Genomic DNA, 18,491 nt, shown 5'->3' with positions numbered 1-18,491 from the left:
TTAGGTAAAATCAGTGTTGAGCGTTGCCGGTCGCGGACGGACGCTATGCGGCAACAGCGTTGCCAGCCAGTGCAGTCCGGCGGTCAGGCCACGGAACAGGCGGCGCAGCGGTGCCGGACCATACTCCGCCAGCCGCAAATAGCCTTTGAAGCCGAGCAGCATAATGTCCGCCAGGCTCTGCACCGGTTTATCTTCCGGAAAACCGTCCTGCCACAGCGCCCAGGTATCGGCGCGCGCAAAGGTGCACTGAATGAATTCGATGTGCTGGCGGGTGGAGAGCTGGTGCAGGCGGATACCTGCGCGGCGGCCAAATACGCGCTGTACCTGGCACGGGAAGCTGAACTCCTGCTGTCCGCGCCGCAGCAGCAGCGAGACGCTTTCGTTCTCGCGCAGTGCATCCGGCTCGCGCAGTTCGACGCCCACGCCGCCGTCAGAGTAGTCGCGCAGCGTGCACGGCAGCATATGACCATCGGCGCGTGCCAGCGCCGCCGGCATGGCGATCTCCACGCGGTGCGCTTCACGGATTTGACGCGCTTCCACCGACACCGCCACCGCGCCGCCGAGAATAATCATGTTGTAAACCACCCACACCAGACTGACCCAGATGGTGAGCAGCTCATTGGCCGGGCCATGCGCCATGCGCCAGAAGCCCATGCCGATACCGGCAATGTTCAGCAGCACCAGCAGCATGTAGGGTTTGGTGATCACCCAGTCGAGATGGCGCTCTTCTACCAGGCCCCCTTTGGCGGTCACGTTGAATTTGCCTTTGTGCGGATTAAACAGCGCGACCGTGGTGGGGCGGGCGATGTACCAGGCGAGCACGGTTTCATACACCTCGCTCCAGAACGAGTGGCGCCAGCGCCCCTGGATGCGCGAGTTGGTCAGGCTGGTATGCACCATGTGCGGCAGCACGTAGATGGCGATGGCCAGCGCGGGCGCATAGATGATGTAGGCATGGCACAGCAGAAACGCCAGCGGCGCCAGCAGAAAGATCAGCCGGGGAATACCGGCAAGAAAGTGCAGCATGGCGTTGGCGTAACACAGTCGCTGTACCAGCTTCAGCCCTTTGCCAAACAGCGGATTATCGAGACGGAAGATCTGCACCATGCCGCGCGCCCAGCGGATGCGCTGGCCAATATGCGCTGACAGACTTTCGGTCGCCAGCCCGGCGGCCTGTGGAATGCGGATGTAGGCTGAGGTGTATCCACGGCGGTGCAGTCGCAGCGAGGTGTGTGCATCTTCGGTTACCGTCTCTACCGCGATACCGCCAATCTCATCCAGCGCGCTGCGGCGCAGCACTGCGCAGGAGCCGCAGAAAAAGGCGGCATCCCAGGTGTCGTTACCATCCTGCACCAGACCGTAAAACAGCGAGCCTTCATTCGGCGTCTGGCGGAAACGGCCGAGGTTGCGCTCAAACGGGTCTGGCGAGAAGAAGTGGTGCGGCGTCTGCAGCATGCCCAGCCGGTGATCTTTCAGGAACCAGCCCATGGTGAGCTGCAGAAACGAGCGCGTCGGCACGTGGTCGCAGTCAAAAATCGCCACGTATTCGCTGCGGCAGGTGGTTTTCAGCGCATGGTTGATGTTGCCGGCCTTGGCGTGTTCGTGGCTGGGGCGCACCACGTAATTGACGCCCACGCTGGCAGCAAACTCGCGGAACTCCTCGCGCGTGCCGTCATCAAGAATATAGATGTTGAGTTTATCCTGCGGCCAGTCGATGCCCAGCGCAGCATAGATGGTGGGTTTGACCACGCTGAGCGGCTCGTTGTAGGTCGGCACCAGAATATCGACGCTGGGCCAGCTGGCGATCTCCGGCGGCATGGAGACCGGCTGGCGGTTGAGCGGCCACAGCGTCTGGAAATAGCCCAGCACCAGTACCGTCCACGCGTAGGTTTCCGCGCCAATCAGCAGCAGGCCAAACGTCAGGCTGAGCGGATCGTCCCAGTTAAGGGTTTCCGTATAGCGCCACCACAGATAGCGGCAGGAGATGGTGAGCGACAGCACAATCAGCATGATGGTCACCAGCCGGCCCGGCATACGGCGCACCAGCATGGCCAGCGCCCACAGCAGCAGCACAAACACAAACTGCGTGGTGATATCAAACGGCTGCGAGATGCACAGCAGCGCCAGCAGGCTGGCGGCGATCGCCACTACGATGAACAGCAGCTGACGCACGCGCCGTGGCAGGCGCTGCAGCCAGCGTTCGCTGCGCTGCGGCACGCCGCTGTGCTCCAGCCGCGCCAGCCATTGATACAGCTGCTGGCGCCAGCGGAACAGCGAGCCAAAGGCGTTAAAACGTTTACGCTCGCTGCGCGCGCTGCCGTCCAGCGGCAGCATGATAAGCAGCCACAGGCTCTGGAGTGCATAGCGCACAATATCGAGCGGACGCGGGCGCAGCGGAGAGATATGCGGGAAGTAGCGCTGACGCTGCTGCAGCACGCGCCGCCACGCCGGCGTTTCCAGCCGCAGCAGCGACCAGGCGAGCACGCACCACAGCAGATGCAGCGCGACCGTTAACCGCCCGGCGCCGTGCTGACGCGCCAGGTGCGCGCGCTGCTGCAATGCCTGCGAGGCCTGCGGCACCAGCAGCCAGCGCAGCGCATTCATGCGCCACCTCCGGCAACATGCAGCAGCAGCCAGTTGGCCAGCGTATTGATCTCTTCGCTGGCCAGCGCATGCGGACGCCAGGCGCCCACCGGCTGTTTCATCATCAGCGCTTCCGCCAGCGCTTCATCGCGATGAATCACCTGTGGAATCAGGTTTTTAAGCGAGCGCAGCCACAGCTGATGCAGATCCTGCTGCAGCTGGCTATTGGCGTTAAACTGGTTAATCAGAAACAGCGTCTGCGGCGAAAAGTGCGCGCGGTGCAGGCGCAGCTGGCAGTTGGCATCCAGCGTTAGCAGCTGAAGCAGCCGATCGGCGGCCGGGATGAACGCCTGCTGCCACGGCAGCAGATCCGCCGGAAGGTCGAAAATAATCCACTGATAGCGCTGTTTCAGGGCCGGCAAAGCCTTAAGCAGCGGTTGTGCAATTTCCGCTGTCGCTGCGGTTAAGGATAAGGTCTGCTGATGCGTGAGCGTGCCAGACGGCAGGAAATCCAGCCCCGGCTGATAGCGCAGCGCGCTGTGCTGCCACGGCTGGTTATCCAGCTGGGCGCGCAGCCAGCCGTGCGGCGTGTCGAGCGGCAGATTAAAGTGGGCCGCCAGTTGGTTGGCTGGCGAAAGGTCGATAAGCAACACCGACTGCTGCAGCGCGTTTAGCGCCCAGCCCAGCGCGGCACTGAGTGCCGTCGCGCCGCACCCGCCACGCAGCCCCTGTAAGGCGAGAACCGGCATTAGCGTGGTGACTCCGGTTCCTGCGTGCATTCCTGCAACAACGGCCAGCGCGACAGCAGCTGTTGCAGACGCGCTTCACGGGCAATATCAATATAGCGAAACGCCTTCAGGGAAAAGGCGTCACTCAGGGCGTTAATATCATCCTGATCTTCGCTGCCGACAGCGATCAGTGAAAAAGCATTTTCAGTTTTCATTACTTTTTTGCCACCAAAGAAACGACAACGGATAAAGAGGGGTGATATTTTTCTTGTCGCGTATAAAACCGCAGCCAGCGATTTCTGGCCCGGCAAAGTCAAACAGTCTGGCGCGTGCGTAGCTTTTTTTATTTCAGCAGTTCCAATCGTTGCCGTCTATATTAAACTAGCCTGGATTGTACAGATCGCGACGCTAATATGAAAAATCTTTATACGCTTGGCCTGCAGCAGGTACAACAGGAATTAATCGCCCTGCAGTCGCCGGGATTTTACTGGATAACCTGCCAGCGGCCCGAAGACGCGCGAACGCTGTTACGTCAGGTGGTTAGCCAGCAAAAGGCGGCCACGCTGGTGAGCGCGGATGAACCCCCGCAGGCGCTGTTAACGCCCGATCCGCCCGGCGGTCCGGCGCGTATTCCCTTATTTTCGCTGCCTGCCAATAAAGCCAGCCTGCAACATCTGGCCAGCGATATGGCGCGCGTAATGAATAAACGTAGCGGTCTGGTCATGTTTTATAGTCAGGCGGCGCTGTGGAACAAATTATCCCCGGATGAACTGACCGTGTGGATAAAAGGCTTGCGCCGGGTTCTGTTAAAAAAACAAATGACGCTGCTAATGATCACCTGCGGAACCGCAATTATTCCCCTGCGCAATCATCTGCAGCGTTATTTTCGTCAGCTTGATGGTGTCGCTCATTTAGAATTTCAGCAGGATAGCTGGCAATATCGAATTAACTGGTGGTACTCCGCCGATAAATTGCTGGCCGACCGCGCTATCCGCCTGAACTGTATTGATAATCAGTTTATTGCGCAGGCTGAAGCCGCCGCGTCGCAGCCGCTGAGCCTCAATGATGAAAACCAGTTTCTGGCCCAGCAGGATGTGCTGGAAGGGGCGCCGCCGCTCTCCGCACAGTGGCAACTGTTCAGCGATAACGAGAGCGTGTATGCGCGCGGGCAGCAGGCTAACGCCGCCACGGTCATCTTTAGCCTGGCCCATAATCAGGATGTGCCGACTCTGGCCAGCATGGTCCATGGTTTGCGGCGATCGCGCGGCAACGCGCTGAAAATCGTGGTGCGGGAACTCGGCACCAGCCTGCGCTACAGTGACGAACGTTTGCTACTGGCGTGCGGCGTTAACAGCATTGTCCCAACGGCGGCGCCGCTGTCGCGCTTGCTGACTGCACTGGAAGGCGTGCAGGGCCAGCAGTTTACCCGCCACGTGCCGGCCGATCTGCCGGCGCTAGTGCAGGCGCTACAGCCGCTGCAGCAGAAAGGCTATTTGCCGCTGGAGCGTTTCTGTGCAGCGGTACAGCAGTTGATGAACAATACGCTGCTGCCGGAAAACGACAAAGGGCTGATGGTGGCGCTGCGCCCGGTGCCGCAGCTGTCGCCGCCGCAGGTGCTGACGCTGTGTAAACCACGTCGTTTTGGCGATTTGGTGACGCTGGTTGACGATCGGCTCTATTTATTCCTCTCTTCCTGCCGCTTTAACGACCTGGACATTGCCCTGAAATCGATATTTTCCCTGCCGCACGACGAGCTGTTCAGTAATCGCATGGTGTGGTTTGCCGACAATCAGATTTTGTCGGAGGTGAATAAAGTGCGGCAGCTGACGCCACTGGCGCAGTTCGAACCGCTCAGGGTACCGGCCGCTGCGCAACCAGCCGCGCCGGCAGCGGCCGCGCCGCGCAACCCTCAGACGCCGCAGCCAATCATCATCGACCTCGGGGAGCCGCACGTATGATGCTGATGGATGGTGTGCAGGTGGCGATCCTGCTGTTACTGATTTTGCTGTTCCTGAAATCGCTGTGGCGACGCTGGCTGCCGCAGCGCAGCACCAGCCTGCTGATGCGCCTGTTACCTGCCCGCGCCCTCAAATCGGAAGGGCAGTGGCAACGCCAATCGACCAAAACGGATAAACATGGATAACACACCTTCGACGCTGCACGCGGCGCGCTGGCGCGGCCTCGGCGGCTGGAACTTTTACTTTCTGATCAAATTTGGTCTGTTGTGGTACGGCTATCTCAACTTCCATGCACTGAGTAATCTGGTGTTTCTGGCATGGCTGTTGTTTCCGCTGCCGTCAGCGCGGCTGCATCGTCTGCGCCAGTGGGTTTCGCTGCCGATTGGCTTCGCGCTGTTCTGGCACGATACCTGGCTGCCGGGTCTGAACTCGCTGCTCAGCCAGGGCAGCCAGGTGGCGGGATTCTCGCCGGCCTATCTGCTGGATTTGCTGCAGCGCTTTATTAACTGGGAGATGATCGGCGCGGCCTTTGTGCTGCTGGTGATTTACCTGTTCGTGGCGCAGTGGATTCGCGTCACCGTGCTGGTGTCACTGGCGCTGATCTGGCTGAACGTACTGACGCTCGCCGGCCCGGCGGTCAGCCTGCTGCCCAGCAAAGCCGCCGCACCGCCGGTGGCGCTGAATGACAAACCGGCCGCCAGCCCGGCCGCGGCGGGACTCGATCAAAGCGCGCCGCCCACCAGCGCCAACCTCACCGCGTGGCTGAATCGCTTTTACGATAGCGAACGCCAGCGCGTCACGCACTTCCCTGATGCGCTGCCCGCCGATTCGCAGCCGTTCGATATTCTGGTGATCAACATCTGTTCGCTGGCGTGGTCGGACATTGATGTGGCGCAGCTGCGTGACCATCCGCTGTGGAAGCACTTTGATATCGTGCTGAACAACTATAACTCCGCCACCGGCTACAGCGGCCCGGCCGGTATTCGCCTGCTGCGCGCCAGCTGCGGCCAGACCTCACACAGTAACCTGTATAAAGCCACCGACCAGCGCTGCTATCTGTTTGATAATCTGGCGAAGCTGGGCTTTAAGCAGCAGCTGATGATGGACCATACCGGCGTGTTCGGTAACTACCTGAAAGAGCTGCGCGAGGACGGCAACATGCAGGCGCCGCTGATGTCGCAGGCCGGGATTGCGCCAGAGCTGACGTCTTTTGATGGTTCGCCGGTGTACAACGACGGGCAGCTGATGCAGCGCTGGCTTGATGATCGCAGCAAAAGCAGCGATGCGCGCAGCGCCACCTTCTACAACCTGATTCCGCTGCACGACGGTACGCGCGAGCTGGGCAGCACCCGCACCGCCGAGTGGCAGCCGCGCGCACGGGTGCTGTTCGACCAGCTCGATACCTTCCTGACCAATCTGGAGAAGTCGGGACGCCGGGTGATGGTGCTGGTGGTGCCGGAGCACGGTGCGGCACTGCAGGGGGATAAAATGCAGATGTCCGGGCTGCGCGATATTCCCAGCCCGGGGATCACCCACGTGCCGGTTGGCATCAAATTCGTCGGCATGAAAGCCCCGCATCAGGGCCAGCCGCTGACCATTGATACGCCGCTCAGCCTGCTGGCCATCTCGGAACTGGTGTCGCGGGTGGTGGACGGTCAGGTCTTCAACGCACCGAACGTCAACATGTCGGTGCTGGCGGATAACCTGCCGCAGACGCCGGTGGTGTCGGAAAATGATAACGCCGTCGTGATGATGTATCAGGGCAAACCGTGGATTCGCCTTAACGGCGGCGACTGGGTAGCCTATCCGCAGTAAAACCTGAGCGGCAAACGGTGCGGGCTGGCGCGCACCGTTTTGTCTCTGCGCCGCTAATGGCTGACAAAATGCTGAAACAGCGCGCAAAGCGGGGCAGTTGCGTGATTTTCGCCTTTATCCCGGCGCAAAAAAATGCTGACCTGGGATATACTTGCTGCGCATTCCGGCAACTGTCACGGCCCCCGGCGGCCAGGAGAGGTTTTGTTGCGCGTCAGTCGTTCGTTAACGATAAAGCAGATGGCCACCGTGTCCGCCGTGGCGCTGGTCACCATCTGTATTTTTATCGTCATCCAGTTATTCCATTTTGTGCAGCAGCGCAGGGTGGATTACGCCCAGCAGATGGAGAACGTCGCGCATACCGTGCGTCAGCCGCTGTCCGAAGCGGTGCTCAAAGCCGATATCCCGCAGGCCGAACGCATTCTGAATACCCTTAAGCCGGCGGGCATTCTGTCGCGCGCCGATGTGGTGCTGCCGAACGCCTTCCAGGCGCTGCACGCCGACTTCGCGCCGGAGAAACCGGTGCCGCGCTTTGTCGCCCGGCTGTTCGAACTGCCGGTGCAGATTACGCTGCCGCTCTATTCGGTCGAGCGCAGCGGGCTGCCGAAGCCGATTGCCTATCTGGTGCTGCAGGCTGATTCGTCGCGCGTTTATCAGTTCCTGCTCAGCACGCTGTCCACCATGATCACCACCTATCTGCTGCTGGCGCTGATTCTGTCCGTGGCGATCAGCTGGTGTATCAACCGGCTGATCGTGCATCCGCTGCGTAATATTTCGCGTGAGCTGCAGGAGCTGCCGCCGCCCGCCATTCTCACCCATAAGCTGGCGCTGCCGCACAATCATCGCGACGATGAGATCGGCATGCTGATTCGCAGCTACAACCGCAATCAGCAGGTGCTGGAGTCGATTCACGATGAGATGAGCCGGCTGACCACCCATTTCGCGGTGACCGATTTGCCCAACCGCGCGCTGTTTCTGGCGCTGCTTGATCAGCACATCCGCCATCGCCACAGCCAGCAGCCGTGGGGGCTGATGGTGATCCGCATCGAAACCCTGCAGGAAGCCAATGGCGTCCTGAGCGATGAGCAGCGCGATACGCTGATGCTGACGCTGGTGGAAAAAATCCGCAGTACCATTGATGACCATACGCTGCTGGCACAGACCGGACCGAGTGACTTTGCGCTACTGATGAAGCGTGCGCACAACCCGTTTCGCGCCATGCGGCTGGCGCGCAACCTGATGCTACGCATCAACCAGCCGGTGAACCTGTATCAGCTGCAGCTGCGCCCTAACGCCAGCATTGGCCTGGCGCTGCACGATGACAACACCGTGTCCGCAGGCGAACAGCTGGCGCGCGCCACGTCGGCGATGATGTCGGCGCGCCATCAGGGTAAAAACCAGATTCTGTTCTTTGACCCGGCGCTGACCGAGCGGGCGCAGAAGCGCTTAACCCAGGAGCACGACATCCTGCAGGGCCTGCAGGATGGCCAGTTTGCGCTCTATCTTCAGCCGCAAATCAATATGGCCACCGGCGAGCTGGCCGGCGCAGAAGCGCTGCTGCGCATGCGAATGCCGGACGGCAGCTATGGTTTATCCGAAGAGTTCATCGCCAGCGCCGAAGAGATTGGCGTCATCTCCGCGCTCGGCCGCTGGGTATTTGAAGAGGCGTGCCGCATTATCGCTGGCTGGCAGCGCCACGGCATCAATCTGCCGCTCAGCGTGAATATCTCCGCAGTACAGCTGCGCGATGCCAGCGTGGTGAGCCATCTGCAGGGGCTGCTGGAGCGCCACCGCATTGCGCCGGGTAACTTCGTGCTGGAGATCACCGAAACCGCGCAGATTGGCGATGCTGAACAGGCGATGGCGCTGCTGCGCTCGCTGCAGCAAACCGGGGTGGCGGTCGCGCTGGATGATTTCGGCATGGGCTACTCCAACCTCAACTACCTGCATCAGTTCAAAGCGCTGCCGGTCAATAAGCTGAAAATGGATCGCAGTTTTGTCGCCGCGCTGCCGGATGATGACACCATGGTGCGCATCGTGGCGGCGATTGCCGATATCATCCACCTCGACGTGATTGCCGAAGGCGTCGAAACCGCCGAGCAGCGCGACTGGCTGCTGGCGCGCGGAATTACCATTGGGCAGGGCTACTTATATGCTGAAGCCCTGCCGTTATCGGTGTTTAACCAGCGCTGGCTGGCCAGCTCGTCACCATCTGAATAATCACCTTATTTATTGATTTTCCTTGCAGAATTGCACCGTTATGGGGTGCTGAAGCGTTTCAGTTCATAGTTAGAGTTTTGTAACTTTTGTAAGGAATGTAAGGGTATACTAATCCTGTTAACAGAGTGTTATTTTCCTCGCCATCGGTAAGGTCATACGCTTCCAGGCGGCTTGCCGCATGCGTTTCTCCATAACAATGGCGGTGAATGCCGTCTATACCTGGACACCTGTTATGAAACTGTTCAAAAGCCTCTACTTTCAGGTACTGGTTGCCATCGGCATCGGCGTCCTGTTAGGCCACTACTACCCTGAGTTAGGCGCGCAAATGAAGCCGCTTGGCGATGGCTTCGTTAAGCTGATCAAGATGATCATCGCCCCCGTGATTTTCTGTACGGTGGTGACCGGTATTGCCGGCATGGAGAGCATGAAAGCAGTTGGACGGACCGGCGCAGTAGCGCTGCTCTATTTCGAAATTGTCAGCACCATCGCGCTGATTATCGGTCTGGTGGTGGTCAACGTGATCCAGCCGGGCGCGGGAATGAACGTCGATCCGGCGACGCTGGATGCCAAAGCGGTTGCGGTCTACGCGCAGCAGGCTGAGCAGCAGGGCGTGATTGCCTTCCTGCTGGACGTGATCCCGAACAGCGTGGTCGGTGCCTTCGCCAGCGGTAACATCCTGCAGGTGCTGCTGTTCGCTATCCTGTTTGGCTTTGCGCTGCATCGCCTCGGTAACGCCGGCACCGTGATGTTCAACGTCATCGAGAGCTTCTCGAAGGTGATTTTTGGCGTGATCAACATGATCATGCGTCTGGCACCGATTGGTGCGTTCGGCGCCATGGCGTTCACCATCGGTAAATATGGTGTCGGATCGCTGGTGCAGCTCGGTCAGCTGATTATCTGCTTCTACATCACCTGCGTACTGTTCGTAGTGATTGTGCTCGGGATTATTGCCCGCTGGGCCGGCTTCAACATCTTTAAGTTTGTTGCCTACATCAAAGAAGAGCTGCTGATTGTACTGGGTACATCTTCTTCCGAGTCGGCGCTGCCGCGCATGCTGGATAAGATGGAGAAGCTGGGCTGTAAGAAATCGGTGGTCGGGCTGGTGATTCCAACTGGCTACTCGTTCAACCTCGATGGCACGTCGATTTACCTGACCATGGCGGCGGTGTTTATCGCTCAGGCGACCAACGCCCACATGGATGTCTTCCACCAGATCACGCTGTTAGTGGTGCTGCTGCTCTCCTCCAAAGGCGCGGCAGGGGTGACCGGCAGTGGCTTTATCGTGCTGGCGGCTACGCTGTCGGCGGTGGGACATCTGCCGGTGGCCGGTCTGGCGCTGATTCTCGGGATTGACCGCTTCATGTCGGAAGCCCGTGCGCTCACCAACCTGGTGGGTAACGGTGTGGCGACTGTGGTAGTGGCGAAGTGGGTCGGCCAGCTCGATGAAGCGCAGATGAAAGCGACGCTTTCTTCAGCGAAAAAGGTCAATAACGCTTCACAGACCAGCGCGTAACCCTCTATTTGCGTTAATTTGTCGTGAAATGCCCGCTGTCGCTTGCCCTGACAGCGGGCATTTGCATAATAACCCCATTGATTTTTTTCCCGATTTTTTTCCTCGTCGCGCGACATCCTGGCCTTCCTGTGGTCAAAGAGTCTGTCGTTGAATAAACGTGGCGGCAGCCTGCCGCCGTGGTTCGCTGAAAAGCGGCCGCCTATGGCGCGCACGAGCGTTTATCTGTTTGAGTAGGGGTTCACATGCAGGGCACCAGAATTCGGCTTTTGGTTGGCGGATGGCTGCTTGCGGCATCTGGCTTCGGCGTCCACGCCGAAACACTTCAGCCTGATCCCGCCTGGCAGGAAGGCAAACTGGACAATGGTTTCAGCTGGCAGCTGCTGACCACACCACAACGTCCAAGCGATCGCATCGAGCTGCGCCTGATTGTTAATACCGGTTCGCTGGTGGAAAGCGCCCAGCAAACCGGGTTCAGCCATCTTTTACCGCGTCTGGCGATGGTACATAACACCGCGCTGGATACCAATCAGCAGCGCGCACTGTGGCAACAGGCGATGGATCCGCAGCGACCGCTGCCGCCGGCCATCTCGTCTTATGATTTCACCCAATACAACCTTAGCCTGCCGAACAACCGGCCGGAGCTGCTGAAAGAGGCGCTCAGCTGGCTGGCGGCCACCGCCGGTAAAATGACCATCAATGAGCAGGTGGTGTCGACCGCACTGACCGCCACCGATCCCATCGCGACCTGGCCGCCCAATACGCAGGATGTGTGGTGGCGCTATCGCCTGAAAGGGTCGACCATGCTGGCGCATGATCCGGGCGAACAGCCGCGCGCGCCAGTGGATATCGCGCAGCTTAATGCCTTTTACCAGCAGTGGTACACACCGGACGGCATGACGCTGTACGTGGTGGGCAACGTGGATAGCCGCAGCATGGCGGAGCAGATCAACAAAGCGTTCTCGCCACTACAAGGCAAACGGGTGGCGCCCGCGGCGCTGCCCACGCTGTCGCCGCTGCCGCATCAGCCAATCAACCTGGTTAACGGCGGCATGATGCAGGATCGCCTGTCGCTGGTGTGGGATACGCCATGGCAGCCGATCCGCGACTCGCAGAATCTGCAGCGCTACTGGCAGAGCGATCTGGCGCGTGAAGCGCTGTTCTGGCACGTCCAGCGCGCGCTGGCCGACAGCAAAGCGCAAAACGTGCAGGTTGGCTTCGACTGTCGCGTGCTGTATCAGCGTGCGCAGTGCGCCATTAACATGGATTCGCCTAACGCGTCGCTGGCGCAGAACCTGAACCAGGTGGCGCGTGAGCTGGCCACCGTGCGTGACAAAGGTCTGCCGCAGGAGGAGTTTGATGCGCTGATGGCGCAAAAGCTGCTGGAACTGAACAAACTGTTTGCTACCTACGCGCGCACCGACACCGATATTCTGATGGGGCAACGTTTGCGCTCGCAGCAGAATTCCGTGGTGGATATCGCGCCGGAGCAGTATCAGAAACTGCGTCAGGCGTTTCTCAGTGAGTTAACGCGCGACCAGCTCAACCAGGAGTTGCGCCAGCAGTTAACGCAGGAGCTGACCATGGTGCTGATTCAGCCGCAGGGTGAGCCCGAAACCAACGTCAGGATGCTGCAGGACAGCTGGGACAAGGTGATGAAGGTTCCGGATGCGCCTGCCGCCGCCGCTACCCCGGATGAGGCTAAACCCGAAAATAATGGTAGCGCGAGCGCGACCGATCCGGCTCAACCCTCGTCATAACACAGGGCGCATAAATCCCCCGCAATAAGGTGCGCAGCAGCAAGGCGGCACGGGTGTTCATCCTCAGGAGCTTACGTAAGTGACCGGGATGAACGCGCGCCGCCAGCGCCGCTGCGGTTCAACGTAGCAGGGGCATCAGGTCTTTGCGCGCAGCCATTCGGTCACCAGCATCGGCCAGCTGGCCAGCGGCAGATCCGCCACGCCACGAATCCCAAAGCCGTGGCCACCTTTCTGATAAAAGTGAATTTCCGCCGGTACCTTGTGCTCACGCAGGGCACTAAAAAACACCATGCTGTTATTAACGGAAACCGTCTCATCGTCAGCGGCGTGGATCAGCAGCGTCGGCGGCGTCTGGCCGTGCACGCGCGTCTCCAGCGAATAAGCCTCAATGCTTTTCTGATCCGGCCACGCGCCCAGCAGGCGGGTGCGTGAACTTTCATGCGCCAGACCGTCGCGCATGCTAATGACCGGATAAAGCAGTACCATCGCATCAGGCCGCGGTGACAGGCTGTCGGCCTGATCCTGCAGCGGATAGATTTTTTCGCCAAAGCGGGTGCCGAGGCTGGCGGCCACGTGCCCGCCGGCCGAAAAGCCCATCATCACGATGTACTTTCCGTTCAGGCCGCGCTGTGAGCGCTCGCGCAGCACGCGCACCGCACGCTGGGCATCAGCCAGCGGCGCATCCGGTCCTTCATGATGGCCGTCGTACGGCAGGCGATAGGTCATTACCGCCAGTGTGTAACCCATCGAGGTGAAAAAGGTGGCGAGGGCGCTGCCTTCGCGGTCGATCAGTACGCGCTGATACCCGCCGCCCGGTGCCACCAGCAGGGTGATACCGTTTGAGGTTTCCGGATGCCAGATCGCCATCTCCGGGCAGCGCACGCCGGTGGCGGCGCGGTCGTAAGGTTCGAACTCTCTGGCCAAATCGACGATCTGCGGCTGAGCGCGCGAGTCACTCGCGCCTGGCGCGTCGCCGTGCGGCCAGATATTGATAATTTCTGTGTGCATAAATCTGTCCTGAGCGAGTCATGTTGTCGTTATTGTGTTCGCGGTCGACCTGACAGCTTCCTGCTGTGGTTGATTAAAACATGGTCTTTTTTCGCGCGATCGTCCAGCCGAAAACCGCCGGCGTCGCCAGTTTCGGACTATGCCTGGCGGTCGGGTTTATCGTCGTAATGCATTGAATTTAAATCAGTCTGATTAGCGGCATTTAAGTGGTGAGCGTCAGGCAGAGAGGAGGCTGGATGGCGTGCGTCATTAGTAAAAATTGCCCGGTGAATCTGCGTCATTAAGCCAAATTTTCGCGGTGATATTTTTCAGCGTAATAATCAATTTGCCGTCAGGGCAGAGGGGAAATTGTCGCGACGCGTAGCAGGCAGCGCGGCGCGACACTCGTGTGCGGTATTAAACGGTTTTTGGCATCGCGCTGTGCGGAATAATCGCGCCGCGATGCTGGATCACCGTACTGGCGGTGAGATGGCCGCGCGCTGCGGCCTGCTCCACGCTGCCACCCGCGAGGCGCACCGCCAGATAACCAGCGCTGAAGGAGTCACCTGCGGCGGTGGTATCGACAATCTGCGCCGGAGCCAGTTTGATGGCCGCAATGTCCCGCAGCGGCTCGTCGCCGCGCGCCACCAGGCAGGAGTCAGCACCACGTTTGATCACAATCTCCTGCACGCCGGCGGCGCGCGTGCGCGCAATCACGTCCGCCAGCGGCTGTTCGCCCCACAGCAGGTGTTCATCATCCAGCGTCAGAAAGGCGATATCGGTGTGGCGTAGCATCGCCGCATACGCCTGCTGCGCACTGGCGCTATCCGCCCACAGACGCGGCCGGTAGTTGTTGTCAAAAATCACGGTGCCACCGTTTTGCCGGCAGGCACTGAGCAGCGCCATCAGCTTTTCGCGGCTGGCCTGAGGCAGGATCGCCAGGCTGATGCCGCTCAGGTAGAGATAGTCGTAATGCGCCAGCTGCTGACAGATGGCCCCGGCCTGCGGGCTATCCAGCCAGAAGCGCGCGGCTGCATCGCTGCGCCAGTACCAAAAGGTGCGCTCGCCGTGGGCATCGGTTTCGATGAAGTAAAGCCCGGGCATTTTGTCCGGCAGGCGCTGCACCAGCTGCGTGTGCACCTGCTCCTGCTGCCAGGCCGCGATCATCTGGTCGCTGAAGCTGTCGGTGCCAAGCGCGGTGACATACTCCACACGCAGCTGGCTGGAATCGCTCTGCCGTGCCAGATAGACCGCGGTATTCAGCGTATCGCCGCCAAAGCCGCGTTTGATGTTCTCACCTTTTTCGGACAGCTCAATCATGCATTCGCCAATAATGGCGATGGTTTTCTGCGTCATGGTGTTTGGCCTGTAATGAATGCTGCGCTCTAGTCTCGCGTCTGGTATGGCAGTCGTCAATGCTTTTTAAAACGCTGTTTTAATTTGCCTTAAGGCGTAAAACCGCGCTTCTGCGCCGATTTAGCGGCCAAACCGGGGGTTGTTTTGCCGATTAAGCCGCAGACACGCTGCTAGACTCAACAGCTCGTGTGGCTGCGCAGACCAATAAAGTTATCCAGGGGAGAGCCGATACTTGCCACTGAGATGCTATTTGCAGGCACTCAATACCAACCAGGAAAACACCATGGTGATGAAGAATTTGAGTCATCGGCTGCCTTTTTCTCCCGAACTTGAGCAACAACAGGAAACCCGTCTCTACTGGCAGCAGTGCCAACGGTGCTACACTTTCCAGCCGATTTACCAGGTTTCTGGCCGCTTACTGGCTATTGAACTGCTTACCGCCGTGGTGCATCCCGCCGCACCTGAGCAAAACGTGTCACCCGAAGACTATTTCGAGGCGCTGACCATTGCCCAGCGTCTCGACATCGTCCAGGAGCAGCTTGAACTGTTATTACAGTGGGCTTCCTTCTTCAGCCAGCGTCAACTGGTGGCCTCCGTCAATATTGATGGTCCCACGTTACTGGCCATTCAGCAGCATGCGCCCGTGCGCGCGCTGATCGTCCAGCTGCCGTGGGTGCGCTTCGAACTGACCGAGCATCACGCGCTGCCGCAGGAAGAGATGGTGGCGCAGATGCCGGAGCTGGGCCCGCTGTGGCTGGATGACTTTGGGTCTGGCATGGCCAACTTCTCCGCGCTGACCGAACTGCGCTACGACTACATCAAGCTTTCGCGCGAGCTGTTTATGCTGCTGCGCGCCAGTGATGAGGGCCGCTCGCTGTTCTCGATGCTGCTGGCGCTGATCAACCGTTACTGTAACGGCGTGATCGTCGAAGGGGTGGAAAACGAGGAGGAGTGGCAGCAGGTACGCAACTCGCCCGCCCTGGCCGCACAGGGCTATTATTTTTCACGTCCGCTGCCGTTTAACCAGCTGGAAAACCTGGTACTTGAGCTTCCGTGATTCCGTTCTGCCGCGTCTCGACTATCTTTAAGGAGACGTGGAAGGGCAAGGAGGAGGCAAAATGTCGCGTACAGGAAAAATAATTAGCTGGGTGGTCGGGATTTTATTGTTGCTGGTTGTGGTGGTCGTGGTGATTATCGCCACCTTTGACTGGAACCGCCTGAAGCCAACCATCAACCAGAAAGTCTCGGCAGAACTGAACCGGCCGTTCGCTATTCGCGGCGATCTTGGCGTTGCCTGGGTGCGCAATCGCGAAGAGCCAGGCTGGCGCAGCTGGGTGCCGTGGCCGCAGGTGCACGCTGACGATGTCATGCTCGGTAATCCACCCAGCGTGCCGGAAGTGACAATGGTGCATTTGCAGCGGGTGGAAGCCACGCTGGCGCCGCTGGCGCTGCTGCACAAAGAGATTTACCTGCCGTGGATTAAGATGCAGCAGCCGGATGCGCGACTGGTGCAGACCGCCGATAAGAAAAATAACTGGACCTTCAACCTCGCCAGCAGCGAAAACAGCGATCCCAACGCGCCGCCTTCGGCATGGTCATTCCGCCTTGATAATATCCTGTTCGATCAGGGACAGCTGCGCTATCGCGACGCCATCAACAAAGCCGATGTCACGGTGAAGATCAATCCGCTGGGCAAACCGGTGCCGTACGCGCAGGTCGCGGGCGGTAACGACCAGCAAAAAGGGGCCGGCGATTTTGTGTTTGGCTGGCAGGCAAGCGGGACCTACAACAATCAGAAACTCGACGGCGACGGTAAGATTGGCGGTATGTTGTCGCTGCGCAGCAAAACCACGCCGTTCCCGTTGCAGCTCGACGTACGCAATGGCACCACACGTGTGCGCGTGGATGGCACCCTGCAGGATCCGCTCAATCTCGGCGGGCTGGATGTGCGGCTGCGCTTCTCCGGCGACACGCTGGCAAATCTTTACGGCTTAACCGGCGTGCTGCTGCCGGACACGCCACCGTATGAAACTGACGGCCATCTGATTGCGCGTTTCAATGAAGAGAAAGGGCCGCTGTTCCGCTACGAAAAATTCAACGGTCATATTGGTGACAGCGATATTCACGGCTCGCTCAGCTATCGTCAGGGCAAACCGCGTCCGACGCTGAGCGGCGAGCTGACGTCGAACCAGCTGCGTATGGCGGACCTTGGGCCGCTGATTGGGGTTAACTCCGGCAAGGGCAGTGAAAAAACGGCGCAGGCCAAAGCGCAGCGCGGTGAGGCCAGCACCCAGCCGGCGGATCGCGTGTTGCCACATGACAAGTTCGATACCAAAAACTGGGATGTGATGGACGCTGACGTGAAGTTCAGCGGCAAGCGTATCGAGCACAGCAGCAAGCTGCCGCTCAGCGATCTTTATACCCATCTGCAGCTGAAAAATGGCGACCTGCTGCTGGATCCGCTGCGCTTCGGCATGGCCGGCGGCAGCATTAATTCGACCATCCATCTGGAGGGCGATCGCTCACCGATGCGCGGCCGCGCCGACCTGCATGCGCGCAAGCTGCAGCTGCGTCAGCTGTTCCCGGATGTCACCGCCATGCAGCGTAGTCTCGGCCAGCTCAACGGGGATGCCAGCCTGACCGGCACCGGCAATTCGGTGGCCGACCTGCTGGGCACCAGCAACGGTGAGCTGAAACTGTTGATGAACGATGGCCTGATCAGCCGCAGCCTGATGGAAATCGCCGGGCTGAACGTCGGTAACTATGTGGTGGGTAAACTGTTTGGCGACGATGAGGTGCGCATCAACTGTGCCGCGACCGACCTGAATATTAGACAGGGACTGGCGACGCCGCGGCTGTTCGTGTTCGATACCGAGAACGCGGTGATCAACGTTACCGGCAACGCTAACTTTGCTAATGAGCGACTGGATCTGTCGATCAATCCGGAGAGCAAGGGCATTCGTATCATTACGCTGCGTTCGCCGCTGTATGTGCGCGGCACCTTCAAAAATCCGGATGCCGGAGTCAAAGCCGGTCCGCTGCTGGCGCGCGGTGCCGCAGCCGTCGCGCTGGGGGCGGTGGTCGCGCCGGCGGCCGCACTGCTGGCGCTGATTTCACCGAGCGACACCGATGACAATCAGTGCAGCAACGTACTCCAGCAGATGAAAAGCAAAAAGTGATCAGTTACGCCACAGCACTTTGATGATGTGGTAGCCAAAAGCGGTTTTCACCGGTCCGTAAGGTTGCAGCAGCGGGCAGGTGAACACCGCTTTATCAAACGCCGGCACCATCTGTCCTTTACGAAACTCTCCCAGATCGCCGCCGTTGCGCCCGGACGGGCAGGTCGAATGTTTTTTTGCCAGTTGCTGAAAGTTCGCGCCTTTTTCCAGCTGCGCCAGCAGCGCTTTCGCCTGCGCTTCCTGTTTCACCAGGATATGTAAAGCCGCCGCGGTTTTCGCCATGATGGTGTTCCGTTATGTATGTATAATATTCGACGCATTATAGCGTAGTGCGCGTCAGTTGTAGGGTCGCCATTGATGGCGACCTTTGCGCTCAGGTGCGCATCAATGCGCACCCT

General features: G+C 59.5%; 14 protein-coding genes. 8 read left to right on the top strand and 6 right to left on the bottom strand.

What is annotated here, in order from left to right:
* Genes bcsA through bcsR form a run of 3 tightly spaced genes read right to left on the bottom strand, consistent with a single transcriptional unit; the run spans nt 1 to nt 3,526 of the window.
* Nucleotides 1-2,604 carry a UDP-forming cellulose synthase catalytic subunit gene (gene bcsA, locus C1N60_RS19110; protein WP_394521196.1) on the bottom strand — a complete coding sequence of 868 codons (2,604 nt, stop codon included), beginning with the start codon at nt 2,602-2,604 and terminating at the stop codon, nt 1-3.
* A complete protein-coding gene (bcsQ, locus tag C1N60_RS19105) occupies nt 2,601-3,332 on the bottom strand; it encodes a cellulose biosynthesis protein BcsQ (RefSeq protein WP_088516562.1) in 732 nt (243 codons plus the stop codon). The genes bcsA and bcsQ overlap by 4 nt, the downstream gene beginning before the upstream one ends.
* Nucleotides 3,332-3,526, bottom strand: a complete 195-nt coding sequence (gene bcsR, locus C1N60_RS19100; protein WP_394521195.1) for a cellulose biosynthesis protein BcsR — start codon at nt 3,524-3,526, stop codon at nt 3,332-3,334. The genes bcsQ and bcsR overlap by 1 nt, the downstream gene beginning before the upstream one ends.
* 198 nt (nt 3,527-3,724) lie before the next feature.
* Between bcsR and bcsE the strand changes: the two genes are divergently transcribed.
* The 6 genes from bcsE to C1N60_RS19070 all read left to right on the top strand — a co-directional run bounded on the left by bcsE (nt 3,725) and on the right by C1N60_RS19070 (nt 12,571).
* On the top strand, nt 3,725-5,269 hold the full coding sequence (bcsE, locus tag C1N60_RS19095) for a cellulose biosynthesis protein BcsE (protein WP_394521194.1): 1,545 nt from the start codon (nt 3,725-3,727) through the stop codon (nt 5,267-5,269).
* Entirely contained in the window at nt 5,266-5,454 is a 189-nt protein-coding gene (locus C1N60_RS19090) for a cellulose biosynthesis protein BcsF (protein ID WP_058781641.1), read from the top strand. The genes bcsE and C1N60_RS19090 overlap by 4 nt, the downstream gene beginning before the upstream one ends.
* Nucleotides 5,447-7,084 (top strand): cellulose biosynthesis protein BcsG, encoded by a 1,638-nt coding sequence (gene bcsG, locus C1N60_RS19085; RefSeq protein ID WP_136547553.1) that lies wholly within the window; start codon nt 5,447-5,449, stop codon nt 7,082-7,084. The genes C1N60_RS19090 and bcsG overlap by 8 nt, the downstream gene beginning before the upstream one ends.
* Before the next feature lie 204 nt (nt 7,085-7,288).
* Entirely contained in the window at nt 7,289-9,301 is a 2,013-nt protein-coding gene (gene hmsP / locus C1N60_RS19080) for a biofilm formation regulator HmsP (protein ID WP_021507002.1), read from the top strand.
* A gap of 232 nt (nt 9,302-9,533) precedes the next feature.
* Nucleotides 9,534-10,814 carry a dicarboxylate/amino acid:cation symporter gene (locus C1N60_RS19075; protein ID WP_031279619.1) on the top strand — a complete coding sequence of 427 codons (1,281 nt, stop codon included), beginning with the start codon at nt 9,534-9,536 and terminating at the stop codon, nt 10,812-10,814.
* 242 nt (nt 10,815-11,056) lie between these two features.
* Nucleotides 11,057-12,571 carry a M16 family metallopeptidase gene (locus C1N60_RS19070; RefSeq protein WP_058771050.1) on the top strand — a complete coding sequence of 505 codons (1,515 nt, stop codon included), beginning with the start codon at nt 11,057-11,059 and terminating at the stop codon, nt 12,569-12,571.
* A 135-nt stretch (nt 12,572-12,706) separates the two neighbouring features.
* Here the strand turns inward: C1N60_RS19070 and C1N60_RS19065 are convergent, their stop codons facing one another.
* Nucleotides 12,707-13,579: an alpha/beta hydrolase gene (locus C1N60_RS19065; protein WP_058771051.1), complete on the bottom strand. Its 873-nt coding sequence runs from the start codon at nt 13,577-13,579 to the stop codon at nt 12,707-12,709.
* A 396-nt stretch (nt 13,580-13,975) separates the two neighbouring features.
* On the bottom strand, nt 13,976-14,914 hold the full coding sequence (locus C1N60_RS19060; protein ID WP_058775504.1) for a 2-dehydro-3-deoxygluconokinase: 939 nt from the start codon (nt 14,912-14,914) through the stop codon (nt 13,976-13,978).
* A 283-nt stretch (nt 14,915-15,197) separates the two neighbouring features.
* Here C1N60_RS19060 and pdeH point away from each other — a divergent pair, with 283 nt between their 5' ends.
* Nucleotides 15,198-15,971 (top strand): cyclic-guanylate-specific phosphodiesterase, encoded by a 774-nt coding sequence (gene pdeH / locus C1N60_RS19055; RefSeq protein WP_152391576.1) that lies wholly within the window; start codon nt 15,198-15,200, stop codon nt 15,969-15,971.
* A 61-nt stretch (nt 15,972-16,032) separates the two neighbouring features.
* Nucleotides 16,033-18,093: an AsmA family protein gene (locus C1N60_RS19050; RefSeq protein WP_058775505.1), complete on the top strand. Its 2,061-nt coding sequence runs from the start codon at nt 16,033-16,035 to the stop codon at nt 18,091-18,093.
* Here the strand turns inward: C1N60_RS19050 and ppiC are convergent, their stop codons facing one another.
* Nucleotides 18,094-18,375 (bottom strand): peptidylprolyl isomerase PpiC, encoded by a 282-nt coding sequence (gene ppiC, locus C1N60_RS19045; protein ID WP_058758095.1) that lies wholly within the window; start codon nt 18,373-18,375, stop codon nt 18,094-18,096.
* Nucleotides 18,376-18,491 lie beyond the last annotated feature (116 nt).

This window comes from Pantoea sp. SGAir0184, from assembly GCF_043544755.1.
Note: the sequence above shows the minus strand (reverse complement) of the source record. Positions and strands in the feature narration are given on the sequence as shown.